This window comes from Nocardia sp. NBC_00511 (genome assembly GCF_045161165.1).
GTDB lineage: Bacteria > Actinomycetota > Actinomycetes > Mycobacteriales > Mycobacteriaceae > Nocardia.
Genome location: NZ_CP107849.1, coordinates 1,972,922 through 1,999,723, shown reverse-complemented (window position 1 = coordinate 1,999,723; position 26,802 = coordinate 1,972,922). Strand labels below are relative to the sequence as shown.

At 67.8% G+C, this 26,802-nt stretch carries 26 protein-coding genes; 14 read left to right on the top strand and 12 right to left on the bottom strand.

Features of this window, described 5'->3' with window-relative positions:
• The first annotated feature begins 44 nt into the window (after positions 1 to 44).
• A complete protein-coding gene (locus OG300_RS09460) occupies positions 45 to 431 on the top strand; it encodes a hypothetical protein (protein WP_405494246.1) in 387 nt (128 codons plus the stop codon).
• A 73-nt stretch (positions 432 to 504) separates the two neighbouring features.
• Here the strand turns inward: OG300_RS09460 and OG300_RS09455 are convergent, their stop codons facing one another.
• Positions 505 to 891 carry a hypothetical protein gene (locus OG300_RS09455; RefSeq protein ID WP_405494244.1) on the bottom strand — a complete coding sequence of 129 codons (387 nt, stop codon included), beginning with the start codon at positions 889 to 891 and terminating at the stop codon, positions 505 to 507.
• Positions 888 to 1,364, bottom strand: a complete 477-nt coding sequence (locus OG300_RS09450) for a hypothetical protein (RefSeq protein ID WP_405494242.1) — start codon at positions 1,362 to 1,364, stop codon at positions 888 to 890. Before OG300_RS09450 ends, OG300_RS09455 begins: the two co-directional genes overlap by 4 nt.
• 119 nt (positions 1,365 to 1,483) lie before the next feature.
• Here OG300_RS09450 and OG300_RS09445 point away from each other — a divergent pair, with 119 nt between their 5' ends.
• A complete protein-coding gene (locus OG300_RS09445) occupies positions 1,484 to 2,233 on the top strand; it encodes a polysaccharide lyase family 7 protein (protein WP_405494241.1) in 750 nt (249 codons plus the stop codon).
• 30 nt (positions 2,234 to 2,263) lie between these two features.
• On the opposite strand, the gene OG300_RS09440 is transcribed toward OG300_RS09445, so the two are convergent.
• The 4 genes from OG300_RS09440 to OG300_RS09425 all read right to left on the bottom strand — a co-directional run bounded on the left by OG300_RS09440 (position 2,264) and on the right by OG300_RS09425 (position 7,575).
• Positions 2,264 to 3,661: an ammonium transporter gene (locus tag OG300_RS09440; protein WP_405494239.1), complete on the bottom strand. Its 1,398-nt coding sequence runs from the start codon at positions 3,659 to 3,661 to the stop codon at positions 2,264 to 2,266.
• A gap of 157 nt (positions 3,662 to 3,818) precedes the next feature.
• Positions 3,819 to 5,405 carry a CocE/NonD family hydrolase gene (locus OG300_RS09435; RefSeq protein WP_405494237.1) on the bottom strand — a complete coding sequence of 529 codons (1,587 nt, stop codon included), beginning with the start codon at positions 5,403 to 5,405 and terminating at the stop codon, positions 3,819 to 3,821.
• 270 nt (positions 5,406 to 5,675) lie between these two features.
• Positions 5,676 to 6,989 (bottom strand): carotenoid oxygenase family protein, encoded by a 1,314-nt coding sequence (locus OG300_RS09430; protein ID WP_405494235.1) that lies wholly within the window; start codon positions 6,987 to 6,989, stop codon positions 5,676 to 5,678.
• Positions 6,990 to 7,014: 25 nt separating this feature from the next.
• Positions 7,015 to 7,575 (bottom strand): hypothetical protein, encoded by a 561-nt coding sequence (locus tag OG300_RS09425; RefSeq protein ID WP_405494233.1) that lies wholly within the window; start codon positions 7,573 to 7,575, stop codon positions 7,015 to 7,017.
• Between the two features lie 97 nt (positions 7,576 to 7,672).
• Here OG300_RS09425 and OG300_RS09420 point away from each other — a divergent pair, with 97 nt between their 5' ends.
• Entirely contained in the window at positions 7,673 to 8,194 is a 522-nt protein-coding gene (locus OG300_RS09420; protein ID WP_405494231.1) for a PadR family transcriptional regulator, read from the top strand.
• A gap of 1 nt (position 8,195) precedes the next feature.
• Here OG300_RS09420 and OG300_RS09415 read toward each other — a convergent pair whose 3' ends face one another.
• The 3 genes from OG300_RS09415 to OG300_RS09405 form a co-directional block, all read right to left on the bottom strand.
• Positions 8,196 to 8,603 carry a hypothetical protein gene (locus tag OG300_RS09415; RefSeq protein WP_405494229.1) on the bottom strand — a complete coding sequence of 136 codons (408 nt, stop codon included), beginning with the start codon at positions 8,601 to 8,603 and terminating at the stop codon, positions 8,196 to 8,198.
• A gap of 254 nt (positions 8,604 to 8,857) precedes the next feature.
• A complete protein-coding gene (locus OG300_RS09410) occupies positions 8,858 to 10,084 on the bottom strand; it encodes a cytochrome P450 (protein WP_405494227.1) in 1,227 nt (408 codons plus the stop codon).
• 12 nt (positions 10,085 to 10,096) lie between these two features.
• A complete protein-coding gene (locus OG300_RS09405; RefSeq protein WP_405494225.1) occupies positions 10,097 to 11,329 on the bottom strand; it encodes a cytochrome P450 in 1,233 nt (410 codons plus the stop codon).
• 262 nt (positions 11,330 to 11,591) lie between these two features.
• Here OG300_RS09405 and OG300_RS09400 point away from each other — a divergent pair, with 262 nt between their 5' ends.
• Positions 11,592 to 12,131, top strand: a complete 540-nt coding sequence (locus OG300_RS09400; protein ID WP_405494223.1) for a gluconokinase — start codon at positions 11,592 to 11,594, stop codon at positions 12,129 to 12,131.
• 12 nt (positions 12,132 to 12,143) lie between these two features.
• On the opposite strand, the gene OG300_RS09395 is transcribed toward OG300_RS09400, so the two are convergent.
• Positions 12,144 to 12,986 carry a hypothetical protein gene (locus tag OG300_RS09395; protein ID WP_405494221.1) on the bottom strand — a complete coding sequence of 281 codons (843 nt, stop codon included), beginning with the start codon at positions 12,984 to 12,986 and terminating at the stop codon, positions 12,144 to 12,146.
• 123 nt (positions 12,987 to 13,109) lie between these two features.
• Between OG300_RS09395 and OG300_RS09390 the strand changes: the two genes are divergently transcribed.
• Entirely contained in the window at positions 13,110 to 14,060 is a 951-nt protein-coding gene (locus OG300_RS09390) for an alpha/beta hydrolase family esterase (protein ID WP_405494219.1), read from the top strand.
• 43 nt (positions 14,061 to 14,103) lie between these two features.
• Here OG300_RS09390 and OG300_RS09385 read toward each other — a convergent pair whose 3' ends face one another.
• On the bottom strand, positions 14,104 to 14,352 hold the full coding sequence (locus OG300_RS09385; protein WP_405494217.1) for a CsbD family protein: 249 nt from the start codon (positions 14,350 to 14,352) through the stop codon (positions 14,104 to 14,106).
• A gap of 205 nt (positions 14,353 to 14,557) precedes the next feature.
• On the opposite strand from OG300_RS09385, the gene OG300_RS09380 reads away from it, so the two are divergent.
• Entirely contained in the window at positions 14,558 to 14,713 is a 156-nt protein-coding gene (locus OG300_RS09380) for a hypothetical protein (protein ID WP_405494215.1), read from the top strand.
• Here OG300_RS09380 and OG300_RS09375 read toward each other — a convergent pair.
• On the bottom strand, positions 14,710 to 15,741 hold the full coding sequence (locus OG300_RS09375; RefSeq protein WP_405494214.1) for a LacI family DNA-binding transcriptional regulator: 1,032 nt from the start codon (positions 15,739 to 15,741) through the stop codon (positions 14,710 to 14,712). The two genes, OG300_RS09380 and OG300_RS09375, sit on opposite strands and share 4 nt — an antisense overlap.
• Before the next feature lie 139 nt (positions 15,742 to 15,880).
• On the opposite strand from OG300_RS09375, the gene OG300_RS09370 reads away from it, so the two are divergent.
• The 8 genes from OG300_RS09370 to OG300_RS09335 all read left to right on the top strand — a co-directional run bounded on the left by OG300_RS09370 (position 15,881) and on the right by OG300_RS09335 (position 26,731).
• A complete protein-coding gene (locus tag OG300_RS09370; protein ID WP_405494212.1) occupies positions 15,881 to 16,903 on the top strand; it encodes a substrate-binding domain-containing protein in 1,023 nt (340 codons plus the stop codon).
• Positions 16,900 to 17,877: an ABC transporter permease gene (locus OG300_RS09365; RefSeq protein ID WP_405494210.1), complete on the top strand. Its 978-nt coding sequence runs from the start codon at positions 16,900 to 16,902 to the stop codon at positions 17,875 to 17,877. Before OG300_RS09370 ends, OG300_RS09365 begins: the two co-directional genes overlap by 4 nt.
• A gap of 9 nt (positions 17,878 to 17,886) precedes the next feature.
• On the top strand, positions 17,887 to 18,663 hold the full coding sequence (locus OG300_RS09360; protein WP_405494208.1) for an ATP-binding cassette domain-containing protein: 777 nt from the start codon (positions 17,887 to 17,889) through the stop codon (positions 18,661 to 18,663).
• Positions 18,660 to 19,694 (top strand): ribokinase, encoded by a 1,035-nt coding sequence (locus OG300_RS09355; RefSeq protein ID WP_405494206.1) that lies wholly within the window; start codon positions 18,660 to 18,662, stop codon positions 19,692 to 19,694. Before OG300_RS09360 ends, OG300_RS09355 begins: the two co-directional genes overlap by 4 nt.
• A gap of 100 nt (positions 19,695 to 19,794) precedes the next feature.
• Positions 19,795 to 20,184, top strand: a complete 390-nt coding sequence (rbsD, locus tag OG300_RS09350) for a D-ribose pyranase (RefSeq protein ID WP_405494204.1) — start codon at positions 19,795 to 19,797, stop codon at positions 20,182 to 20,184.
• Between the two features lie 126 nt (positions 20,185 to 20,310).
• Positions 20,311 to 21,264, top strand: coding sequence for an alpha/beta hydrolase (locus OG300_RS09345; protein WP_405494202.1), 954 nt, complete (start codon positions 20,311 to 20,313; stop codon positions 21,262 to 21,264).
• A gap of 227 nt (positions 21,265 to 21,491) precedes the next feature.
• Positions 21,492 to 25,376 (top strand): Pls/PosA family non-ribosomal peptide synthetase, encoded by a 3,885-nt coding sequence (locus tag OG300_RS09340; RefSeq protein WP_405498511.1) that lies wholly within the window; start codon positions 21,492 to 21,494, stop codon positions 25,374 to 25,376.
• Entirely contained in the window at positions 25,376 to 26,731 is a 1,356-nt protein-coding gene (locus OG300_RS09335) for a M1 family metallopeptidase (protein ID WP_405498510.1), read from the top strand. Before OG300_RS09340 ends, OG300_RS09335 begins: the two co-directional genes overlap by 1 nt.
• Positions 26,732 to 26,802: the final 71 nt, after the last annotated feature.

The following is a 26,802-nucleotide window of genomic DNA, read 5'->3' as shown; positions in this document are numbered from 1 at the left end:
GACTGGTCTCATACGGCTTGAAAAATTCCGCGCCACGAACGCGATTGTTCGAGGTCCCCGGCGGAATTTTCGAACTCCGGTCATACGACGACGAATCGACGGACGGGGCAGGGTTCTACCTGGAGTTTCAGGGCCGCCGCACGCTCGATGACCGGTCGCACGAGGAGGCATCGGTGAAGTACAGACCAACCGCCATCGGCTATCTGCGGACAGATGTGTCCGGGTTGAATCAGCTTCGAGATCAATCCCAAATCCGTTCGGCTGCAGAATGTCTCGGCTACGACTTCGCCGACATGGTGATCTACGACCCGAAGTTCGGTCGGCCGCCGTTGGCTCGGTTGAAGGCGCAGGCAACCCGGTTGGATGCTGAGGCGGTTATCGTCCCTGCCGCAGAGCATTTCGAAGGCGGGCTGATACCTGACACGTTGTAGTGAGCCTGGACGTGATCACCGTCAGTCCCGAAGCGACGCATCCTCGGCAAGCTGCACCGCAGCCACGGGAGGCCTATCGCTCGTAGGCGGCGTCTACTCCACGGGTCGCGATCTCGATGGTCAGGTCGAGGCCGATCTCGTAGACGATCAGGGCAATTGCGAAGGCCCAGAGGATGGATCGGGCGCGGACTACGGCGGCGCTGCCGACGTACATGCTGACCAGGCCGGCAGTGAGCCAGGACATCCATAGGCAGGCTTGTGCTGGGATCGATTTCAACGCCGCAGTGGAGAGGCGGTGCCAGTCGCCACCGCCGTATATGAAGTTCGTGTAGCTCGACACCACCCTCAGGGATATGTAGCCGGTGAAGATCGTGATCGGGAGGCCGATCACCACTGAGAGGATTGTGAAGGTGTTGGCTCGGGCGCGACTGTAGGTGGTCGCTTCTCCGGCGGAGGTCATACCGGGCATCCGCTCACCCGCACCAGGATGACGAGTTTCCCGGCGTTGCGAGCTGCGGTCAGTTGGACGGCAACTGCCGTGTGGTCGAAGCTATACCTCTTCGCGTCCGGGTTGGCGACTACCGACGCGCTGCAGTGGTCAGGGCGCGACCCGAGCGCGAGTTGTACCGAGTGGTCCGGGGCCTCTTGTACCCGGTCGACGGGCCGCAAAGCAATCGAGGGGACCTGCACGGCCGTCACCGGGTCCGGATAGGGTTGCGGGCCAGCGAAATACGCCAGACCTTCGGGCAGGTCGTCGCCCGGCGACCACGCGAATGCCGCGAGTCGATCCCATCCGGTGACGGTGACCTGCTGGGCGATCCGCACCGACTCGACCGGGCGATCCTGCCACTGGTGCAGGCGGTGCATGCCGAACATCGGAATCCCCACCAGCGCAATCACCGCGGCTATCGCGCATCCCAGGCGAACCGCCACAGCAGTGCCATACCTCGTGCCGATACGAGTCATCGATCCCCCTCCCGGTCGCCGACACTACCTCGTGGAAGCGGCTCCGAGACGGGCGTGGAGTTGGGCCAGGAGGCAGAATCGCGGGTGTGAAACTCGCGGCCACGTTGATGACCATCGCTGTGACTGCCGTGTCCATGTCGGCTTGTGCGGGTCCAGCCGCTACCGGGTCGGCGCAGCCGGGAACTCAGGTGTCGCTGGCCGGGTGGAAGTTGACGTTGCCGGTGGATTCTGGCGGGCAGTTGTCGGGGAATGCGGCGGTGGTGGATCAGGCCGAGGTTCGCGCGCCGTGGTTGACTCGGAATACCGGCGGTGGGCTGGAGTTCTGGGCACCGGCGACCGGCGCGAGAACGCCGCATTCGCAGCACTCACGGACCGAGCTGGTGAACAGCACGAATTTCGCGCTGGGCGGGGCCCGGCACACGCTGTCCGCGACCGTCGAGGTCACGCAATTGCCCAGTGCCGCACCGAATATCATCATCGGGCAGATTCACGAGCCCGGACCTGTGCCGTTTCTGCTGCTGCATTACGAGGGCGGGCGGATCTTCGCCAGCTGGCGGACCTCGCTGGACGGCTCCACGAAGGCCGGTGAGCAGCAACTCGTTTCGGGGGTGCCGCTGAATTCGGCGTTCACCTACACGATTACGGCGGAGGCCGGGAACACCCTCGGGCTCTCGGTCACCTACAACGGTGCGACGACGAGCGAAACCGTTACCGTGCCTGCGCCGTTCGTCGGGACGCAGGAGCGGTTTCAGGCGGGCGACTATCAGCAGGCGACGACATCCAGTGGACCCGGGGACGGCGGGCGGGTCGTTTTCGATGCGCTGAGTGCGGATTAGCGGTTTCAGACCCCCGGCTCGGGGCTGGATTCACCAGTACTGGTCGCGAGGGCGCGGGGTGGGACGTGGTTGAGGCACGGGCTGGCGGCGTTGCGGTGGTGGCGGTGGGACGCGGGGTTGGGCCGGAGTCGCGGACAGGCTGGCAGCCGGAAATGAACTGTCGTAGGCGGATTCGGCGTGTTCGGATTCGTCGATGCCGGTGGCTTCCGCCTCGTGGTCGACGCGGAAGCCGAAGATCTTGTGGACGATCAGAGCCAGGATCAGGGTGGCGAGGAAGGAATAGGCCATGACCGCGACGGCGGCGACGATTTGGCGTTCGAGCTGGGTGATCCCGCCGCCGTAGAACAGGCCGTTGCCGCCGCCGGGGTTCACCGAGGCGTCGGCGAAGAAGCCGATCAGCAGCGTGCCGACCAGGCCGCCGACCAGATGGACGCCGACCACGTCCAGCGAATCGTCGTAGCCGAAGGTGTATTTCAGGCTGACCGCGAGGGCGCAGCAGACCCCGGCGGCGATACCGATCGCCAGTGCGCCGATGGTTCCGACGAAACCGCACGCGGGGGTGATGGCGACCAGCCCGGCGACCGCCCCGGACGACGCGCCGATCGTGGTCGGCTTACCGTCGCGGATCTGCTCGACGATGATCCAGGCCAGCGATGCCGCGCCCGTGGCGATCGTGGTGTTGGTGAACGCGAGGGCGGCGAGATCGCCTGCGGTCAAAGCAGATCCGGCGTTGAAGCCGTACCAGCCGAACCACAGCAGGGACGCGCCCAGCAGCGTGAAGGGGACATTGTGGGGGCGGGAGATGCTGCGTGGCCAGCCGTGGCGTTTGCCGATCACCAGCGCTACCGCCAGCGCCGCCGCACCGGCGTTGATGTGCACGGCGGTGCCGCCCGCGAAGTCGAAGGCTCCCAGGCGGTTCACGATCCAGCCGCCGACGTCCGAGGACTTCCCGTTCGCATCGCTGTTCGTGAACCCGCTGGCACTGAAAACCCAGTGTGCGACAGGAAAATACACCACGGTCGCCCACAGCACCGTGAACACCAGCCAGGCCCAGAATCGGGTGCGTCCGGCGATCGCCCCGGTGATGAGCGCGGTGGTGATGACCGCGAACATCAGCTGGAACATCACGAACGCCATGGTCGGAATCTGGTGCCCGGCAGGCCCGGACACCGTGCCCTGCGTCATGCGCAGCAGCGTGTGCCCCATGCCGCCGACGAGCCCGTGAAAGGTGTCGTCGCCGAACGCCTCGCTGTAGCCGTACAGCAGCCACAGCGTCGAAAGAACACCCAGGCAGATGAAATTCATCATCAGCATGTTCAGGACGCTCTTGCCACCCACCATGCCGCCGTAGAAGAACGCCAGCCCCGGCGTCATCAACATGACCAGCGCGGCGCTGGCCAGCACCCACGCGGTATCTCCCGGATTCACACTCGTACCTCATATCCGACGGGAAGTCGCGCACAGCATCGAGAACCGCTGTTTCCCCGAGGCACCCGAGGTGTTTCGGCGCGGTGAAATCACAGCGGCCGACGACGGATTGTGAGCTCGGCACCCGCGAAGACCATGCCGCCCGCGGCCGTCCTGATCACCCGGCGCTGACCGGCAACTCCACGGTCGAGGGTGAGGTGAAGGTGACGATGCTGCCCAGCGGGGTCGAACTCTGGAACGGGATCGGGTCCTGCGAGGTGACGGTCAGGGTCAGGCGGTGCCCCGGCGGGAGCGTCCAGTAGGTGGGCTCGAGCTGCCAACTCATGTCGGTCGGGGCGAGCGGGGCCAGGTTGTGGCGGGTCAGCGGCCAGTAGGTGATGGGTTTGCCGGTGCCGTCGGGGCTTTCGTCGTAGAGGATGCCGATCAGCGTGAGATCTGCGCTCGCCGGGATGACGGTCAGGTTCAGGCGGGGACGGCCGGAGATGATGCCGCCGTTGGGGAATGGATTCGTCCGCCATACGCCCGCCGCATTGCGGTCGACGCCGCCGAGCGGGATGGCGGGGGCCAGGCCGAACTGGGCGAGGGTGCCGGTCACGTAGGGCACCGCCGCCACCGCGATGGTGGGGGCGGAAACCATTGGCTGCGACCAGGATTCGGCGGGGTCGGCACCGAGTAGACCGGCTGCGGGGGCCGACAGCGACAGGGTGTCCGGGGACTGCTGGGAGTCGGCGACCGAATCGAAGTAGGCGTAGGGCCCGGTGTCGGCGGGTTCGTAGGTGACGGTGGGCTCGCGGTCGATGCCGTTGTCCGCGCCGTTGATGTAGTGGTCGAGCCAGCGGATCGCCCTGTCCCAGATCGGATTCGGCAGGCCGACGATCTGGCCCGCACCGCCGCCGGTGGAGTGGTCACCGGGTTGCAGCCAGAGCTTCTTGGGCCCGGTGAGCTGGTCGAACAAAGCGTAGGTGGGGTCCACCGGCAGCAGGCTGTCCTGCCAGTCGTGGGCGAGGAACACGGCGGTGCCGTTGGCGTTCAGGGCCGGGATCGAGCGGGCGAGCAGTTCCCGGGACGACAGGGTGGAGAAGGCGTCGCCGTCGCCGCGCAGGATGGTGTCGATACCGCGATGCACCAGGTCGGGACTGTAGCGGTTGGTGGCGACTCCGGTGAGCGCCAGCGCGATCGGACCGCCCGTCTTGGGTGTGCCGTTGGGCGCCAGGGCTTCGCCCGGATCGCCGGGCGGCGAATCCGCCACCACCGCTTTGACTCTCGGGTCGTGGGCGGCGGCCAGGATCGCCATGCCCGCACCGTAGGAGCCGCCCGCCACCGCGATGCGATCCGGGTCGACGTTGAGATTCGCGATGGCCCAGTCGATTACGGCCGAGGCGTCGGCGGCGTCGCGGTCGCCGAGCAGATCCACCTCCCCGCCGGAGAGGTACATGCCGCGCGCGGTGTATTCGATGGAGACGAAGTTCTCGCCGGTCGATAGCTTGTAGGCCGATCCGAGACTGCCCACGGCGGGCATGCCCCACCCGGAGGGTTGCAGGACGAGCGGATTCTTGTGGGTGGCGATATCGGCGGGCGCGGTGATGACCGCGTTGAGCTGCACACCCTCCGCCCCCGGAATGAACATGGTGGTGGCCTGGCCGCCGGGCACCGGCACGGCGCGCGCGGGCGTAATGCCCAGTGCGGTGCCGCCCGCGACCAGCAGGGCTGAGGCGGCCATGGCCTGGAAGAGTCGTTTCGTCATCGAAATCCCCGCCCTCAGTGGCCCAGTAGGTCAGCGATGATCAGCCCGAGATTGTGAGCGAGGGAGTTCGGCGACATCAGCACATAGCCGACAAGGGTGCCGAGGAGATCGGGTGCTGGCAGTTCGTTCATGCGGTGTCCCAGTCGATCGAGGTCGCAGGCGCCGAGGGAAGGGCGCCTGCCACCAAGAGCGTACTGCTCGTTTGTGATTCATATGACCATAAATCAATCATGAACAATCACAACAGGAAAGAAACCGCCGCGCGGAGCCCTACGCCGAACCGCTACCGACGTCGGGCAGCCAGTTCCCGTGGAAGCCGTATGGGACGCGCCGCGGCAGCTGAATCGTGGCCAGCGGATCGGCCGCGAGATCACCCGCGTCGAGAATGACCAGATCACTGCGGTTCTCGGCCGCGTCGTAGACGTAGGTCATGAGATACCCGTCCCCGCCGGGGCTTTCATCGGCCGCCGCGAACGACGCCTCCGACGGCGTACGGCCCGGCTTGAACTCGTGCACGGCACTCGCGCCGGTGTGCAGGTCGTAGCGGATCAGCGCTCCCGTGTCCCGCGAGACCGTGACGTGCCCGTAGCGAGAGTCCAGTCCCGCCAGCCGGTCGTCGATGCGCGGGAATTCCGCCGCCCGGTCGTCGAGCTGCTCCTCCCGCACCACACCGCTGGCCAGATCGATGGTCCACCGCCACAGCGACGCCGGGTCGAACACCTTCGAATCCTCCCGCCACAGGCTCGAATACCGCATGACGTGCAGGATGATCCGGCCCGGCTCCTCGTGCGCGTTGAGCGTGTGGAAGACGTAGCAGGGGTCGATGTCGAACCACCGCACCGCGCCGTGCGGATCGTCGCGGCGCAACACGCCCAGTCGCGCCCGGTAGTCGTCGTTCCACCGGAACGGCATGCCCGCACCGGCCATCGCGGTCGGAAGATCGAAAAGCACCGGCAGATCCATGAATACGACATGCCCGGAGGTGAGCGCGAAATCGTGGTGCATGGTGGCGGCGGGCACGTCGATCACCCGGCTGACCTCGAGATTGCCCGCGGCGTCGGCACGGTGATAGGTCAGGTACGGCTCGAACACGTCGTAGCCGAAGAAGTGCAGTTCGCCGGTGGTCGGGCAGGTCTTGGGGTGCGCGGTCATGGCGGTGGTGAGCTTGCCGTCGAAGTCGTAGGGCCCGACAGTGTCCAGCTCACAGGTCAATTCGTAGGGGAACGACGCTTCGACCAGCGCGAGGGTGCGTCCGGCGTGCCGCACCACATGGGTGTTGGCGACGCCCGCGGCCAGATCCCGATTGCCGAATTCGTCGCGGCCGCGGGCGCCGTCGGTGAAGGTGGTGGTGCGCACCCAGCGATTGCGGTAGGCCACGGCCCGCCCCTGCTCCAGGCGGACGCCGTGCACCATGCCGTCACCGAGGAACCAGTGCGGTGAGGCGGCCTCGTGTGGATTGGGTCCGTTGCGCAGATACCAGCCGCTGAGTTCCTCGGGAATCGTTCCGGTAGTGGGCAGTTCGACGGCGGTGACTTCCTCGGTGACGGGTGCGTAGTTGCCGGTCAGGTACGGGATGGCGGTCATCAGCGAAACCAATCTGGAGTACGGGTCATTCCGCGGCGGGCTCGGCGAGCGAGCGGGCCTTGGCCTGGATGTGGGCGACGTAGCGCAGGGTGAAGGTGACCGGGATGGCGAAGGCCAGCACCTGCACCACCGTGCGCGCCCCGGACTGGTGCGCGAACACCACGAGCAGCACGCAGCCGATGGCGAAGCTGGCGGTCCACACCCAGGTCAGCACGTACGCCGTCCGGATGAACAGCGGCTGATCCCAGAACTCCTGCGGCGTGGTCTGTTTGGCGATCGGCAGGGTGAACGGCACCCGGATCGCCAGCGAGATCCCGGCGATCAGCGCCAGCACCCCGGAGGAGATGGCGGGCATGTACGGATGCAGGGCGGTGTGCGGATCGGTGAACGCGAGCACGGTCAGCGCCGCGAAGAACACTCCCGACCCGATATCGATGATCAGCGAGTCGATCTTCTGACCCGACCGCAGTTGCATCGCGATGCTCGTCGCCGAGATCAGGAGGGCGATCAGCGCCGACCACTGCCAGTGCTCGGAGGGAATGATCGCGTAGACGATCCAGGGGGCGAAGGTGCGGAGGTAGGTCATGTGCGGTGCTCCTCGACAGCAGACCGTGGCTGAAATTCCCCATCAAGCGTGACGTTCCAGTTTCGACATGTCAATACTGGAATGTAGACTCATGGGCATGAGCCTCCGGTACGCACTGCTGGGTCTGCTGTCGGAACGCCCGGCCGCGGGCTACGACCTGCTGCGACGATTCAAGGAGTCGCTGGGCAACGTCTGGTCGGCCACTCAGAGTCAGATCTACACCGAGCTCACCAAGCTCGCCGAGGCCGACCTGATCGAGGTCAGCGACGAGGGCCCGCGCGGCCGCAAGGAGTACACGATCACCGCGGCGGGCCTCGCCGACCTGCGCGCCTGGCTCACCGGGACCGAACCGAAACGGCAGGCGCGCAACGAAATACTGATGCGCGTGTTCTTCCTGAACCTCACTTCACCCGACTATGCCCGCACCTACCTGACCGGTATCGCGGACCGCTCCGCCGCTGCCCGCGACGAACTCGACGCACTGCGCCAGTCCGTCGACTGGGACGACAGCGAGCTGTCCCGCTACGGCCGCATCGCCATGGAGTGGGGTGAGCGCTTCCACGAGATGAACGAGCAGTGGGCGCTCTGGGCACGCGAACAGCTGCCGCCCGAGGACTGACTCACTGCAGGGTGAACGCCTTGGCCTGCCCGGTGACCACGGTGCCGCCCGAATCGACCAGGGCCACGCGCACCTGCACCTGGTCGCCGGACTGCACGGGCGTCCCATCGGCGGCCGGGCTCATCGGGATGGTGGCGCTGTGCTGCGATCCGTCGCAGGTGACCGCCATCTGGGTGCCGGTCGAGGAGGGCTTGTCGGCGTTGGTGCCGCCGACCATGGCCTGCACGCTGCTCACGCCCGCACCGGATTCGCAGGCGTAGTTCACCCCGACCGTGTCGGATCCGGCATTCTGGATGTCGATGGAGGTGGCCGCGAACGCCGATCCGGCGCACAGCACACCGACCGCGCTCAGCGCCGCGAAGGCAGTGGTGATACCGGCAGAACGCCCGCGATTTCGAGTGGTGACCATGGGTTTTCGTTCCTCCTGGGTGACGGGATACAGATCTCTGAACACACCGGGAAAGACACGCGGCCCGAATTCACCGCAACATCCATGGTCGCCCGAGCAGGTGTGATCCCGTGGGAGAACCGCTCGGTTCGGCGCGTCACCGGCCGGATGTCCCGGCCGCGCAACCCGAGGAATCCGGGAGAACGCCCACACCATGCGGCGGACACGCGTCGGGGGCGGGCCGCATGCGACCCGCCCCCGACACCCGTATCTACCTACTCCGCGTCGAGATACACCGGCAGCGCGGTGTGCCCGTTGGAGATGAAGCTGCCCAGCGGCGTCAATTCCGTTGCGTCCGTGGCCAATCGCAGGTTCGGGAAGCGCTCGAACAGAGCCGGGAGCGCGGTGGCGGCCTCCAGGCGGGCCAGCGGCGCGCCCAGGCAGTGGTGCGCGCCGTGCCCGAAGGCCACGTGCTGATCCTTGGTGCTGCGGTGGATGTCGAAGGCATCGGCGGTGTCGCCGTGGATCTTCGGATCGCGGCTGGCACCGGCGTAGGAGGCCAGGATCGCCTCACCCTTGGGGATGTGGAAGCCGTCGCCGTCGATGTCCTCGACCGCGTAGCGCAGCGGCAGGTGCGCGACGGGCGCCTGGTAGCGCAGCGTCTCCTCGATCAGATCCGACCACGGCACCCGGCCCGCGAGCAGGTCCGCGCGCTGCTCGGGATGGGTGAGCAGGGCGACGATGGCCTGATCGAGCAGGTTGACGGTGGTCTCGTGGCCGGCGTTGACCACCAGCATGAGCGTCTCGACGAGTTCCTTGTCGGTCAGCGGCGAGCCGTCCTCGTCGCGCTCGGCGATCATGGCGCTGGTGATGTCGTCGCCCGGGTGCTCGCGGCGGTAGGTGACGAGTTCGCCCACCCGCTCGTACATTTCGAGGAAGTTGGCCATCGACTGCTCGGCGGTGAACGAGCCGTCGAAGAAGCCGTCGACGCACTTGTGGATGGCCGCGTCGAGGTGTTCGGGGACGCCGAGCAGCCCGCTGATCGTCTGGATCGGCACCGGGTAGGCGTAGAGCTTGCGCAGATCGACGACCTCACCGGCGGGCACCGCGGCCAGATTGGTGAGCAGCTCCGCGACGATGCCCTCGATGCGCTCGCGCATGGCGGTGGTACGGCGGTGGGTGAAGGCCGGGGACACCAGTTTGCGCAGACGGCGGTGATCGGCGCCGTAGGCGGTGAACATGTTCTCCACCGCGATCCACGGCAGCAGCGGCCAGGCCTCGGTGATCTCACCGTTGAGGAACGCCGACCAGTGCTGACGCGGATCCTTGGAGACCCGCGAGTCCGCGAGCAGGCTCTTGAGCACCGCCTGATCGGTCACCGACCAGGCCGGCACGCCGCCGGGCAGCTCGACCAGCGCGACCGGGCCGCGCGCACGGATACGGGCCGATTCGCCCTGGATATCGGTTCCCGTGGTGTCGAGGACGATCGGATCTTGGGACATGAGTGGAGCTCCTTACACAGCCCGCAATGCGGGATTGATCGGAAAATCGACCGGCAGTGCCACCATGGCGCGGTGGAACGGGCCGGGGCGCCAAGAGATTTCGTGCTTGGGCACCGCCAGCTGAAGGTCCGGCAGCGCGTCGAGCAGCTGGTCGATCGCGGTCTGCGCGACCAGGTAGGCGACCGAGCGGGCCGGGCAGGCGTGCGGGCCGGCACTCCACGCCAGATGCGAGCGGTTGCCGGTCCGGTCGCCACCGGCGATCTCCGGGTCGTTGTTGCAGGCGGCCAGGCTGATCAGCACCGGCTGGTTGGCGGGCAGCCAGGTGTCCTCGACCAGCGTGGGCTGACGCGGATAGCTGATCGAGAAATTGGCCATCGGCGGGTCGTTGAACAGCACCTCGTCGAGGGCGTCGCGGGTGGAGAGGCTGCCGCCCAGCACATCTCCGCCGAAGCGGTCGTCGGTGAGCATCAGCAGCAGGGTGTTGGCGATCAGGTTCTGCATCGGCTCGATGCCCGCGCCGTAGAAGCTGACCAGCTGGTACAGCATCTCCTCGTCGTTGAGCGCGGCCGCGTGATGCGCCATGCGGGAGGTGACGTCGTCACCGGGTTCGGCGCGGCGCAGCGCGATGAGTTCCAGCAACGCCTCGGCGAGTGTCTGCATGCCCCAGGCGGCGTTCACGGTGTCGAACAGCGCGGCCATACCGGTGGCGACCCGCTGCCCGATATCGGCCGAGCAGCCGACCAATTGGTTGAGCGCCTCGAACACCAGCGGCAGCGCGTACTGCGACACCAGGTCGGCGGTCCCGATTCCGGCCAGCGATTCGATGATCGGGCCCGCGATGGCCTCGACGGTGGAATGCACGGCGTGCAGGTCGATTCCGTCGATACTGGCGACGTAGGCCTGCCGGTAGCGCACATGCTCGGCACCGCTGTTGCGCAGCGCGTTCGGGTACCACTGCATCATCGGCCGGATCGGCGAATCCTCCGGGATCGTCTCCTGCCAGATGCGCGGATCGGCGGGAAAGTGCTCCGGGTCGTTGAGGATTCGCAGCGCGGTCCGATAGTTGATGACCAGCGTCGCGGGCACCCCGGGCGAGAGCTCGATGGGCACCATCGCCCCGTGGTCGCGCCGCATGCCCTCGTAGGCTCCGTGCGGGTCGGCCGCGAATTCCGGTGTCCCCAGCAGCATTCGGGGTTCGTCCACCCCGGTCGGTGATCCACCCCGTACCGGGCAGCCCCCGGACATCCCTGCGTACGGTGCACGTGAGCCTGTCGTGTCCAAGAACGAAACTCCCTATCGAGGAACAGTTTTCATCGACCCGACCGGTACAACGTGGTCCGGGCCGACGCTTCGCACATTAGCAGCCGCGCAGCACACCGACGCCGTTAGTGAAACGTGCACTGGTCAAGAACGGTTCAATCGTTTGAACGGCCCGCACCGAAGGTGATCTCCCGCCGCCGTGTCCCCACCGCGGCACCGGACCCCCGATTGCTAGAGTCGAATGATCATGACGAGCACCCCAGCTACCCGCCCGCACATCGTCATCGTGATGGGTGTGTCCGGGTCCGGGAAGTCGACGGTGGCCGCCATGCTCGCCACCCGACTCGGCTGGGATCTCATCGAGGGCGACGATCTGCACCCGCCCGCCAACGTCGCCAAGATGGCCTCGGGCCACGCCCTCACCGACGCCGACCGCGAACCCTGGCTGCGCGAGATCGCCGAGCGGATATCAACCGAGGTCTCGGCCGGACGTTCGGCGCTGATCACATGCTCGGCATTGAAGCGCTCCTATCGAGACCTGCTGCGCCAGGGCGTGATCCGACACCCCGAGGCGGTGCTGATCTTCCTGTACCTGCACGGATCGCGCGCCGAACTGGAGCGCCGCCTCACCGCGCGGATCGGTCATTTCATGCCCGCGGGACTCCTGGATTCGCAGCTGGCCACGCTCGAGGAACCGGCCGGCGAGGCAGATGCGGTGACCGTGAAGATCGGTCCGCCGCCGGACGCCGTGGCAGCGACCGCGCTCGCGGCGATCCGACAACGCTGACGCGCCCGCGAGTCAACCCATCCGTCGTCTGACCACCCAGCCACTGTGATGCCAGTGCAATATCAACGCGGCCAGGCTTGCCGCGGCACGGGCCTGCTCGACCGAGGGCGCGGTCTTGGCGCCACCGCCGTGTCGATCGGGATTGGGCCACAGCAGTCGCAACATGGCAACCAGTGGAGCGACATCATGGGACTGATCGCCGCCTGGCAGGACCATCTCCCAGCGGGTCGCGCTCTGCGCGGAATTCAGTGTTCCGAGGACATCACCCAGGGTCGCCTTGGCCTTGTTCGGCACCACGACCGGGATGAGGACATCCTCGATCGCCTTGATCGAATGGTCCCAGGCATCGGAGGGATCGCCATTGCGGCCGAACGCGTTCGACCAAGCCCGACCGATCTCCGCGGCCGACGCGTCCTCCGCGCCGAGAGCGGTATCGGCGATGTCCTGCATCTGCTCACCGACGATCCGGGTCAAGCCGCTCGAATCGTCCGAAACCTTCCACACCGACGCAGACGCACGCAGCACCTCATCGAGTTCGAGCACGTGGTCGTCCTCGACGGCGAGGTCGGGAAACTCCTGATCTTCTTCCCACGCGAGCCGCAGTGTCGCATCGACCAGATCGAGCAGTAGGTCGTCGTCCTGCCCGGCGAGATCACAGAGCGCCGCCATGATCGAGCCCTCCGCGCTGTCGATCGGCAGCGCGATCCGCAACCGCATCGACAGGTTGCGGGCCTCAGAAGATCCCCACGCCTTGAACCATTGCAGCAGAGGAACTCTCAAATGGCCGGGCACACCTTCATAGGGCCCGTCGGGCGCGGCGCCGACGATCCGCTGCGACAGCGATTGCCAGATCATCACGTCACTGTAGAGCGGGCCTGCGATATCCGGCAGGTCGTTTTCCTAGCGGGCCGCAAGGCGGGCCGGACCTGGGAGAAAGCTTCAGCTCAGCTTCAGATCCGCTGCGTACGATCCGGGAGTGTGAACGCACCGAGAATCGCTGCTGGAGTACTGATTTCCGTCGCGCTGCTCACCGCGGGCTGTCAGCATCCGCTGGCCCGCGCGGCCGGCGACACCAGCGTCACCGTCGAATCCGGTGGGCAGCAGCGGCAATTCCTCGTCCATCTGCCCGCCGGGCACAGCGGTGGGGCGAAACTGCCTGCGGTGCTGGTGTTCCACGGGGGCGGCGGGACCGCGCAGGGGATGGCGGAGATGACCGGGTTCGATCGGCTCGCCGATCAGGACGGGTTCGTGGCGGTCTATCCCAGCGGGTACGAGAAGTCGTGGAACGACGGGCGGGGCGGGGATACCCGGGCGGGTGCCGCGGGGATCGACGATCTGGGATTCGTTGCCACGGTGATCGATCGGATCGTCGCCGACAACGGTGTCGACCCGGAGCGCGTCGCTGCGACCGGGCTCTCCAACGGCGCCATGTTCACCGAGTACCTCGGCTGTCGGCTGTCGGACCGGCTGGCGGCCATCGCACCGGTGGCGGGTGAGCTGCCGGTGGCCGATCAATCCGGCTGTGCGCCGAGCCATCCGATGCCGGTGCTCGAAATCCACGGTACCGCCGACCCGATCGTGCCGTACGGCGGCGGGGATGTGCGGGTGACCTCGGGGCATCTGGGCGGCGCGGGCACCAGCCCGGTGCTCTCCGTCGACGACACCCAGCAGCTGTGGCGGGGCAAGGACGGATGCGGAGCCGTCACGAGCAATCCGTTGCCCGCGCACGGCGACGACGGCACCTCGGTGACCGTGCAGAGCGCCGACTGCGCGAACAACGGCAAGGTGGAGCTGTATTCGATCACCGGCGGCGGCCACACCTGGCCCGATGGCCCGCAGTATCTGCCGAAGGCGATCGTCGGAACGGCCAGCCACCAGTTCGACGGCAGCGCGGTGATCTGGGACTTCCTGTCCGCCTACCACCGGTAGCCGCCCCGCGAACGGGACGGCTACCGAAGTCAGCGGCTAGGAGTTACTGATCCTGCTGGTAGGTGCGCTGCACCTGTTCCTGCGCCGCGGCCTTGGTGCGTTCGGCCTCGGCCTGCGCCTCGCGCTTGGCCGCCTCGCGCTGGGATTCGGCCTTCTCCTGCTGGATACGGCCCTCCTGACGTAGTTCGTCATTGCCGATGACGGCGCCGGCCGCTTCTTTGACCCGCCCCTTGATGCCCTCGGCCACGCCTTCGATGCCTTCGCGCGGTCCACTCTTGTCATGCTCGGACATGCTGTTACCTCCAGCGTCGTGATTTACCTGGACGTTTCGGAGCTACCCGGGCACATCGACGCGAAACAGCCGACGCCGCAAAGTGATTCAAGTCATCACCGCGCCCGGGCGGGGACCTGGGTCACGCCGCCGACGGGCGCTGGGTTTCGGCCGGTCACCACCGGGAATCGCGGTGAGGTAACACCTTCACGGAAGAGAGAAACTCATGATCATCCTCGGAGTGATCCTGCTGATCGTCGGCGTAGTGATCGGCCTCAAGATCCTGGTCACACTCGGCGTCATCGCCCTGGTCGCAGGCGCGATCCTGATGCTGCTCGGCGCGGTCGGACGCCCGGTCGGCGGCCGCAGGTACTACTACTAGAACGCCCCGCCCTCGGATGCCACGAAGAAGTCGTCGGGGCAGCCGCAGGAACCCCGTGTCGCCAACTCGGCTTCGAGCAGCACGACGCCGGGTTGCGGTGTGCCCCCGGCGATCTGCTTGAGCAGCATCTCCACCGCCAGCTCGCCCATGCGGCGGGTCGGCTGCACCACCGTGGTCAGCCCCGGGCGGGTGTAGCGGGCGTATTCGGTGCCGTCGAAGGCCACCACGGCCAGATCCTCGGGCACCCGCAGCCCGGCGTCGTAGGCGGCCCGCAGCATGCCCATGGCTTGTAGATCGCTGGTGACGAAGACCGCGGTGGGTCGGCGTGGACCGGTCAGCAGTTCCGGCAGCGCCCGATATCCGGCCGCACCGCCGAAATCTGTTCGCACAGTGGGTCCTTCGGGCAGGCCCGCCGCGGCCAGCGCCTCCCGATACCCCCGCACCCGATCCTCGGCGGTGGACACGTGCGGCCCGCTCAGGCAGGCGATATCCCGATGCCCGTGCCCGATGAGATGGTCGACGGCGGTGCGCGCCCCGGCCACCGAATCGCACAGCACATGCGCGCAGCGCGCCGGATCGATGACCCGGTCGAGCGCGACCAGCACCATCCCGGCCTCCTCGCAGGCATCCGCGATCCCCGCACCCCAGGATGACGAGATCGCCAGCAGCCCTTCGACTCTGCGGTCGATGAAGGTGCGCACGTACGCCTGTTCGCGCTCCTCGTCCCCGGCCGCGTTGCCGACGAACAGCGGATAGCCGCGTTCGAAGGCGGCCGCCTCGATCACCGCGGACAGTTCCGCGAAGAACGGGTTGGCCGCGTCGGGAATGACCATGCCCAGGGCGTGCCCGCGATTGGTGCGCAGGCTGCGTGCCGAAACATTGGGCCGGTAGCCGAGTTCGGCGATGGCGGCCTCGATGCGGACGCGGGTCGCGGGCGCGACCTGGCGCGGACCGCCGTTGAGCACATAGCTCACCAGTGCCGGTGACGTGCCCGCCAGCCTGGCGACATCGGCTCGTGTGACTGCCATCGCGCTCTCTCCTCGCTGTCCATGGTCATACATACACGCATCGGAATCCCTTGACAGTCGGTGACTCCCGTCACACACTACTCATCAACTCGTGTTGATCAACACGAGTTGATAGCCGAATATCGATAGGTCGAACACTATGAATGCTCGGTTCAGGCGTGCACTGACGCCGCTCGTCCTCGTCGCCGCGCTCACCGTCACCGCCGCCGCGTGCGGGCGGGGTGGCGACAGCGGGTCGGGAGAATTCCGGATCGCCGTGGTCACCCGCAACTTCACCAACCCGTACTGGGCCGCCCTGCGCGACGGGGCGATGGCCGAGGCCAGCCGCCTCGGCGTGAAGGTCAGCGTGCAGGCCGGGCAGTCCGAGACCGACGCGGACGGGGAGAACGCCCAGATCTCCACCATGGCCGCGCAGGGCTACGACTGCTTCGGCGTGGTCCCGGTCAACGGCACCAACGTGATCACGCCGCTGACGGCGGTGGCGCGCAAGCACATTCCGATCCTCAACCTCGACACCCAGATCGACCCCAAGGCCAGCGACCAGGCGGGCGTGTCCTACGCCAGCTTCATCGGCTCCGACAATCTCGAGGCCGGACGCACCGCCGGGCAGAAGATGCTCGACGCGCTCGGCGGCACCGGCAAGGTCGCCATCCTGCAAGGGATTGCGGGTGAACAGAACGGCATCAACCGCGATCAGGGCTTCAGCGACACCGTCGCGGGCAAGCTCGACATCGTGCAGAAGGCCCCCGCCGACTACGAGCAGGACAAGGGCCTACAGGTCACCGAGGCGCTGCTCAAGGCGCATCCGGATATCACCGGCATCTTCGCCGCCAACGACACCATGGGACTCGGTGCGGCACAGGCGATCAAGAACGCGGGCAAGGCCGGGCAGATCAAGGTGATCTCGGTCGACGGCATCCAGGCCGCGCTCGAAGCGGTCAAGGCGGGCACGCTCTACGGCACCGTCACCCAGTACCCGTACGCCGAAGGCCAACTCGCGGTGCAGGGCTGCCTGGCCCAGCATCAGGGCAAGACGCTGCCGGCCCGGGTGGTCTCCCCCATCGCCTTCATCGGCTCCGACAATGTGGCGCAGCAGATCTCGGCCTTCCCCAAACCGATCGTCACGTTCGACAATCCACTGGAAGGACTGCTGAACAAGTGACGGCGGCGGCAGATTTCGCGCGCGAGAAACTCCGCGTGCGTGAGGGGCATCCGGAAATCCTCGCTCGGGCAGCCGAATTCGCGGCACCGATCGCGCTGGTGGGACTGTGGGTGGCGTTCTTCATCGCCACCCCACACTTCCTGACCCTCGACAATATCGGCGACCTGCTGGTCGCCTCGACGATCCTGACGGTACTGGCGCTGGGACAGCAGTTCGCGGTCACGGTGGGCGGCATCGATCTGTCGGTCGGCGCGAATCTGCCGTGGGCCGCGGCCATCCTGGGCTACCTGGCCGGGCACGGCTACTCGGTCGCGGTCGCCATCGCCGGGGCGATCGCGGGCGGGCTGGCCGTCGGACTGATCAACGGGTTCCTGGTCGGACGGCTGCACATGACCGACTTCGTGGTGACGCTGGGCATGCTCAGCGTGCTCAACGGGTTGACGCTGCTGCTCACCCACGGCAATACCGTCGCGGTGAATTCTGGGTTCCTGCAAAAACTCGCGCTCGACGGCATCGGGCCGGTGCGCTGGTTCTGGCTGCTGGCACTGCTGGCGGCACTCGTGGTGGGCGGCATCATCTTCCGCACCCGGATCGGGACGCATCTGCTGGCCACCGGCGGCCGCTTGGAGGCGGCGCGCGACACCGGGATCGCGGTGAACCGGATTCGGTTGTTCGCCTACGCCATGTCCGGACTGCTGTGCGGCATCGCGGGCGTCATGCTGGTCGCCCGCAACGGCGGCGCGGACCCGTCCCTGCAGACCACCTACCTGCTCAGCTCGATCGCGGCGGTGGTGCTCGGCGGGTCGTCGCTGTCGGGCGGCAAGGCGTCGGTGCTCGGAACCGTCTGCGGCGCGGTGCTTTTCACCTCGCTGATCAACGGTTTCACCATTCTCGGCATCTCGCAGTACTACCAGCCGGTCGCGGTCGGCGCGGTGCTGCTGCTGGCCGCCGGTATCTCCCGCTTCCGAAAGTAGGTGTCCGACATGACGATTCCACTCTTGGAAGCCCGTGACCTGACCAAATCCTTCGACTCGGTGCGCGCGTTGGACGGCGTGAGCCTGGCCATCCCGCCGGGTGAGGTGACCGCGCTGGTCGGCGACAACGGCGCGGGCAAATCCACCCTGGTGCGCTGCCTGACCGGCGTGCAACCACCGGATTCCGGACAGATCCTGTTCCGCGGCGAACCCGCCCGCCTGCGCTCTCCCGAGGACGCGCGCAAGCTCGGCATCGAAACCGTCTACCAGGATCTCGCACTCATCGACGACCTCACCGTCTGGCAGAACCTGTTCCTCAACCGGGAACTCGCGTACCCGTTCGGAATCGTCAACCGCCGCGCCATGATCGCGCGCAGCGGCGAGATCCTGCGCGACCTCGACGTGGACGTCCCGTCCGTGCGCACCACTGTGCGCCGGATGAGCGGCGGCCAACGTCAGAGCATCGCCATCGCCCGGGCGGTGGCCTGGGGCAAGGCCATGGTGATCATGGACGAACCCACCGCCGCCCTCGGCGTCCGCGAAACCGCCGCCGTCGAAAAGCTCGTCCGCGGTCTACGCGATCGCGGCATCACCGTCCTGATCATCAGCCACGACTTGGCCCAGGTCATGCGCATCTGCGACAACGTCGTGGTGCTGCGCCGAGGCAGATCCGTTGCCACCCACCGCACCTCCGAGGTCGACGGCGACCGCCTGGTTGCGCTGATCACCGGCGCCGCAGTGGGATCCGCCCCCGAACCTATCCCCGAATCGGAGCGCGCGTCGTGACGGTGGTCGTGGTGGGGTCGGTCAATCGCGACCTGGTGTGCGAGGTGGAGCGGTTACCCGGTCCGGGTGAAACGGTGCTCGCGCGGGCCGTCCGCGCCAATCTGGGTGGGAAGGGATCGAATCAGGCGGTCGCGGCGGCCCGGGCGGGTGGCCACGTCGAGTTCGTGGCACGGATCGGGGTCGACAGCGAGGCCGAGCGAACCATGCTGCGGGAGTTCGGGATCGGAGTCGAAGCTGTGCGCGAGGTGGCGGGCGCGCGCACCGGAACGGCCTACATCTCGGTGGCCGGGGGCGAGAACCAGATCGTCGTGGACCCGGGCGCGAACTTCTGCTGGGAACCACGGAACGAACTCGACGAGCTCCCCGAGACGGATCTCCTGCGTTCCGCGACACTGGTTGTCGCCCAATGCGAGATCCCGATCCCGACCATCCGATGGGCCGCCCACCATGCGCACCGCCTCCTGCTCAACGCCGCGCCCAGCACCGTTCTCCCCCACGAAGTCCTGTTGCGCTGTGACCCACTGGTGGTCAACGAGTCCGAACTATCGGCACTCACCGCCACTACGGTGCGCACACCGGAGGACGCTTTCGAGTGCGCCGGCAGACTCTGCGACGACGGTGTGCCCGCTGTCGTCGCGACCCTCGGCGCCGCGGGATCCATCTGGACTCGGCGCGTCATCCCGGAATCCGGTTCGCGCACAAGGAACTTCACCAACCCGCAGTCGACAGCCGGTTCACCCCACGGTGAGGTGGTCGGTGGATACCAACCCGCCCCGCAGGTCACCGCTATCGATTCGACCGGTGCGGGCGATGCCTTCGTCGGAGCGCTGGCCACCGCTCTCGCCGAGGGGATGGACCTGCCCACCGGAGTCGCCTTCGCAACTGCTGCGGCGGCGCTGGCCGTCGGGGCGCCCGGTACCCACGCGGCCTATCCGGATCGGTCCGGCGTCCTCGCCGCGCTGGCAACCCTGCCCGCAGCGCGCCCGATCGAGCGTGTCTCACCGATGGCGGCCGCCGAATCATGTCGTTGAAACGGAGGGCAGACACCCGGACCCAGTCGGCGAGACCGCGTGGGCCACGCGCCAGCCGGTCTCCCGATCGACCCACCGCAATCCCCCGACAAGGATCATCATGCGTACTTCCGGCCTGATTCACGCCGGGCTGCTTTCGGCACTCACGTCCCTACGCCATACGGATCTGTTCGCGGTGAGTGATTCCGGACTGCCGGTACCCGCGCACGTACCGGTCATCGATCTCGGGGTCACCTACGGGCTGCCAGGTTTCGAGCCGGTGCTGAAGCTGATCCTGGCCGAGGTCACCGTCGAAGCGGCCTGGGGCAGTTATGACATCGAGGACGCCAATCCGCAGGCCGCGGCGCTGCTGCACGAGCGGCTCGATGCCGAACTCATCGATCACGAGGATTTCAAGCGGCGGATCGCGGAGTGCCGCTTCGTGGTCCGGACCGGGGAGGCGCGGCCGTACGCGAATGTGCTGCTCCGGGCGGGCGTGCCCTGGCTCTAGGCGACGGCGAACGCAGTCCTCTCATTTCGGTCAGCGGCGCGCGGTTGTGTGCCTATGATCACCGCAACCTTCCTGAACAGCGGTCCAGGGCGGGTGGAAACTGCTTGTCTGACAACGGGAGTCGGGATGAGTCTGCGGGGTTGTGTACTGGCAGTGCTCATCGCGGCGTGCATGACGAACGGTGGGATCGGGCCCGCGGGCGCGCAGACCTCACGGCTGCTCGCCACCGTCGACCTGCCGTGCGCGGGCTCGGTACTGCAGCAGCCCGCGAGCTGGTACCTGCCCGTCTCCGCCCCGCGCGGATTGGTCTGGCTGCAACACGGATTCGCCCGTGACGACGCGAATGTGGCGGCACTGGCCGAAAGCCTCTCCGACGCCGGGTATCTGGTGTTCGCGCCGAGCCTGCCGTTCGTGAACGTCTCCGGCTGCACGCTGCAGAATCTCGGCGACAACACCCAGTTCCTCAACGGCGTGGCGCAATTGTTCGCCACCGCAGGCGATCCCGGCGGTCCGCTGGCCCGCAGTCTCGCGACGGCGGCCGCCCGAACCGGGCGCACCGCCCCGGCCCTGCCCGCACAGTTCGTCTTCGTCGGACATTCGGCCGGAGCCGAAGCCGCCGAATACGTCGCCTACCGGCTGCACACCACGGCGGGCTGGAGCGGGCTGCGCGGCCTGGTCCTGCTCGACCCGGTCGAATCGTTCCTGGGCGACAACACCGATCGCGCCCTGACCGACCTGGACCCGACCGCGGTCCCGGTACTGACCATCTCCGGCCCGCCCGGACTGTGCAACAACTTCGGCAGCGGCACCGCCGCCCTGCAGACCCGCCTGCACCGTTCCTTCGTCGGTGTGCGCCTGCCCAGCGGCGAGCACACCGACGCCGAAGGCACGAGCACCGACATCCTCGGCCAATTGGCGTGCGGCATACCGCAGCAGGCCAACGTCACCACGCTGCAGCACCTCACCACCGGCTGGACCAGCGACTTCTTCACCGGTGCGCATACCGCGGGCCTGTACCCGGCCGCCCGGTCCGGTGTGGTCGCCGCGGCCCCCGGAGCCCAATCCCTCGGCGGCGCCTGAACTTCACCGCCGCACTAGTTTCGCGTCCCGCGCCACCGCCATAGCCGGTCCCGCGACGCTGCGACCTGCGCGACTCCGAGTTCCGCAACCGGTAGGTGAACACCGGACAACCAGTGCATACCGGTACCGTAGACAAGTGGCGGCCTTGCAGTTTGCCTGCCGGTAACTCTTTTGTGAAACAACAAATGCTGACGCACCGAGTGTCTCCTCGAGAGGTGGAACAGGACCTGATGCCGCAATCGCAGGCCGATATCGACACGGACGCGAACCCCATGCTGCGGGCCGCGCTCACGCCGCCGGCTCGCACGCTGGTCGATATCCTCGCCGCCACCGCGCAGGCCCACCCCGACGCTCCCGCCATCGACGACGGTGAAGAGGAGCTCAGCTACACCGAACTGCTCGCCGAGATCACCGTCGAGGTCGAGCGCCTGGCCGCGGCCGGAGTCCGCGCCGGAGACCGGGTCGGCGTGCGCATGCCGTCGGGCACCCGCGGCCTCTACATCACCATCCTCGCGGTCCTGCACGCCGGAGCCGCCTACGTCCCCGTCGACGCCGACGACCCGGACGAACGCGCCCGCCTGGTGTTCGGCGAGGCCAAGGTGACCGCCATCGTCACCGCCGCGGGCATCCAGACCACCGACGCCGCCACCGGAGACGACCGCGACGTCCGCGTCCCCACCCTCGCCGACGACGCCTGGATCATCTTCACCTCCGGCTCGACCGGAACCCCGAAAGGTGTTGCGGTGACTCATCGCAACGCCGCCGCCTTCGTCGACGCCGAGGCCCGGCTGTTCCTGCAGGACGCCCCCATCGGACCGGAAGACCGTGTGCTGGCCGGGCTTTCGGTGGCCTTCGACGCCTCCTGCGAGGAAATGTGGCTGGCCTGGCGGCACGGCGCGTGCCTGGTGCCCGCCCCGCGCGCGCTGGTGCGCACCGGCGCCGACCTCGGCCCCTGGCTGGTGCGCCGCGAGATCACCATCGTCTCCACCGTCCCCACCCTGGCCGCCACCTGGCCCGCCGAGGCCCTGGAACCGGTGCGGCTGCTCATCTTCGGCGGCGAGGCCGTCCCGCCCGAGCTCGCGGAACGACTAGCCGGAAACCAGGATTCCGACCGCGAGGTGTGGAACACCTACGGCCCCACCGAGGCCACCGTGGTCGCCTGCGCCGCACCGCTGGACGGCAGCTGGCCCATCCGCATCGGCCTGCCCCTCGACGGCTGGGACCTCACCGTCGTCGACGCGGCCGGAAACCCGGTGGGCGAGGGCGAAACCGGTGAACTGGTGATCGGCGGCGTCGGCCTGGCCCGCTACCTCGACCCCGCCAAGGACGCCGAGAAGTACGCGCCGCTGGAATCGGTCGGCTGGGAACGCGCCTACCGCAGTGGCGATCTGGTGCGCAACGACCGCGAGGGCCTGGTGTTCCTGGGTCGCGCCGACGACCAGATCAAGCTCGGTGGCCGCCGCATCGAACTCGGTGAGATCGACAACGCGCTGCAGCACCTGCCCGGCGTCACCGGCGCGGCCGCCGCCATCCGCAGCACCAAGGCGGGCAACAAGATCCTCGTCGGCTACCTCACCGGCCCCGGCGACGACTACGACATCGCCGCCGCCAGAGCCATTCTCGGCGAACAGCTGCCCGCACCCCTGGTGCCCCGGCTGGCCGTCGTCGCCGAACTGCCGACCCGCACCTCCGGCAAGGTCGACCGCGACGCGCTGCCCTGGCCGCTGCCCAAGGCCGCGGCCGCCACCGTCGAGGCCGGACTCTCCGACACCGAGCAATGGGTTGCGGGACTGTGGGATTCGCTGCTCGGCGCGGAGGTCAGCGACCCGAACGCCGACTTCTTCGACCTCGGCGGCGGCTCGCTGGCGGCCGCGCAACTGGTCGCCGCACTGCGCGAACGGCATCCTCGCGTCGCCGTCGCCGACCTCTACGACCATCCCCGCCTGGGTGCGCTGGCCTCTTTCCTGGACGCCTTCGCGCCCAACGATGTGGTCGAGGTACGCCATGTGCGCCCGGTTCCGTTGCGCTCGCAGTTGTTCCAGATCCTCGCGACCATCCCGCTGACCACGCTCACCGGCCTGCAGTGGCTGACCTGGCTGGCCATCTTCGGCAATGTCGCCGCCTGGAACGGCTGGCTGCCGTGGCTGCCGCACCTGTCGTGGTGGTGGACGCTGGCGGCGTTCCTGGTGTTCATCTCCCCGCCCGGCCGGATGGCGATCTGCGTGCTCGGCGCGCGGCTGCTGCTCGACGACATCGAACCGGGCAGCTACCCGCGCGGTGGCCGCACCCATCTGCGACTGTGGACCGCGGTCCGGCTCTCGGAGGCCAGCGGGGCCGAAAGCCTTTCCGGCGCACCGTGGATGGTGCCCTTCGCCCGCGCCCTGGGCGCGCAGATCGGCAAGGGCGTCGATCTGCACACACTGCCGCCGGTCACCGGCATGCTGCAACTGGGCAACGGATGCAGCGTGGAACCCGAGGTGGATCTGTCGGGCTACTGGATCGACGGCGACCTGGTGCACATCGGCCCGATCGAGATCGGGCCCGGCGCGGTGGTCGGGGCACGCTCGATCCTGCTGCCCGGCACCAAGATCGGCCGCAATGCCGAGATCGCCGCCGGTTCCGCGGTCTCCGGCAAGGTCAAGGCCGAACAGGAGTGGGCGGGCTCGCCCGCGGTGAAAGTCGGTAAGGCGCCGCATCGCTGGCCCGAACAGACACCGGCGCGCGCCCCGCACTGGGTCGGCATCTTCGGCGTCACCTCCATGCTGCTGGCCGCCGTGCCCATCCTCGCGCTGGGCACCGGTGGCGCGCTGATCGTCTGGTGGATCCGCGACACCGCCACGCTCGGTGCGGGTCTCGGCCGCGCCTTCGCCATCCTGCCGGTGGCGATGCTGCTGATCCTGTTCGTCTACGCCGCCGTCACCATCGTGTCGGTGCGACTGCTCAGCATCGGCATGACCGAGGGCTACCACCCGGTGCGCAGCCGCATCGGCTGGCAGGTCTGGGCCACCGAACGCCTTCTGGACGCCGCCCGCACCTTCCTGTTCCCGCTCTACGCCAGCCTGCTCACCCCGGTCTGGCTGCGGCTGCTGGGTGCGAAAGTCGGTCGCCACGTGGAGATCTCCACGGTGCTGCTGATACCCAAGTTCACCGTGGTCTCCGACGGCGCGTTCCTGGCCGACGACACCATGGTCGCCAGTTACGAATTGGGCGGCGGCTGGATGCGCATCGGCGAGGCCAAGGTCGGCAAGCGCGCCTTCCTCGGCAACTCCGGCATGACCGCGCCGGGCCGCCGAGTGCCGAAGAACGGTCTGGTCGCGGTGCTCTCGGCCGCGCCGAGCAAGGCCAAGGCGGGCTCCTCGTGGCTGGGCTCGCCCCCGACCAGGCTGCGGCGCGCCGCCGAATCCGGTGACACCTCACGCACTTTCAACCCGCCGCTGCGGCTGATGATCGCGCGCGGCCTGGTCGAGACCTGCCGTCTGATCCCGGTCCTGGTGACCTTCGCCATCGGCCTGGGCGTGCTGTTCGCGCTCGCCTGGATCGCCCGCAACCTCGGCCACCTGCCCGCCGCACTGCTCAGCGGCCTGGTGCTGCTGGCCGCCGGGGCCATCGCCGGAGCGGTATCGGTCGTCGCGAAGTGGCTGCTGGTCGGGCGAATCGGCGCCGAGGAGCATCCGCTGTGGAGCTCGTTCGTATGGCGCAACGAGGTCGCCGACACCTTCGTCGAAAGTGTCGCCGCGCCCTGGTTCGCCCGTGCCGCAACAGGTACCGCTGTGCTGAATGTCTGGCTGCGTGGTCTCGGCGCGAAGATCGGCCGCGGGGTATGGTGCGAATCCTATTGGCTTCCGGAGGCTGACCTGGTGACACTCGGTGACGGTGCGACAGTGGAACGCGGCTGCGTGGTGCAGACGCATCTGTTCCACGATCGAATAATGGCCATGGACACCGTGACTCTGGGCGCGGGCGCCACCCTCGGCCCGCACTGCGTGGCCCTGCCCGCCGCCAGCATCGGCGCGGGCGCGACCATCGGCCCGGCCTCCCTGGTCATGCGCGGCGACACCGTCCCGCCCTCGAGCCGCTGGTGGGGCAACCCCATCGCACCCTGGACCCGTTGATGGCGGGCGCATTCGACGAACCCATCGACGACTACCTGCCGCAGAACGGCAATCGCGGCTACCGGGTCTCGCGCTACGACCTCGACCTGGTCTACAAGATGTCGAGCAACCGGCTGGCCGCGCGCGCCGAGATCACCGCGGTGACCACCGGTGTGCGAGATCGCTTCGCGCTGGACCTCTCTCAGGCCCTGGCCGTGTCGAAGGTCTTCGTCAACGGCGTCAAACCCGCCAAATACACCCACCAGCGCGGCAAATTGGTGATCACCCCGCAGCACCGCGTTCCGGCAGGCGGCGCGGTCGTGTTCACCGTGCACTACGCGGGCCCGCCGAAACCGGTGCGCGGCCCGTGGGGCGAGGTCGGCTGGGAGGAACTCACCGACGGCGTGCTGGTGGCCAGCCAGCCCAACGGCGCGGCCTCCTGGTACCCGTGTGACGACCACCCCAGTTCCAAAGCCAGCTACCGCATTTCGATCACCACCGACTCCCCCTACTACGCGCTGGCCAACGGCACCCTGGTCCGCAAGCAGACCAAGGCCAGCCAGACCACCTGGGTCTACGAGCAGCCCGAGCCGATGGCGAGCTACCTGGCCACCATCCAGATCGGCCAGTACCGCAAGCAGCGCATCGAGGCCCCGCGCGGCGCGGTGCCCATGCAGGCGGTGCTGCCGCCGCGACTGCGCGTCGCCTTCGAACACGACTTCGCCCGGCAGGCCCAGATGATGGAGGTCTTCACCGAGAAGTTCGGGCCGTACCCGTTCGACGGCTACACCGTGGTCGTCACCGACGACGAACTCGAGATTCCCATTGAGGCCCAGGGCATCTCGGTGTTCGGGGCCAATCACTGCGACGGGCGGCGCGGCTCCGAACGCCTGGTCGCGCACGAACTGGCGCACCAGTGGTTCGGCAACAGCCTCACCATCCGGCAGTGGCGCGACATCTGGCTGCACGAGGGCTTCGCCTGCTACGCGGAATGGATCTGGTCACAGGCCTCCGGCGGACCCAGCGCCGATCAACGCGCCCGGGCGGCCCATCAGAATCTGTCGCGTCTGTCACAGGACATCGTGGTCGGTGATCCCGGACCGGAGCGCATGTTCGACGATCGCGTCTACAAGCGCGGCGCGCTCACGCTGCACGCGCTGCGCCTCACCGTCGGCGACGAATCCTTCTTCGACCTGCTGCGCGCCTGGACGAGCCGGTATCGCTACGCCTCGGTGAGCACCAGCGAGTTCACCGATCTGGCCGGTCATTACAGCGGCGGATCGCTGCGGTCGCTGTGGGACGGCTGGCTCTACGCCAAGCCGCTGCCGCAGCTTCCGGCCCTCCCCTCCTTTGGAGCCGATTCGCATACCGGGTAGACTTCCGGAGAACAAGCTGTTGATCATGGATGTGAACGTTCACATCAGCGTCGTAGATCGCTAGCAACTCT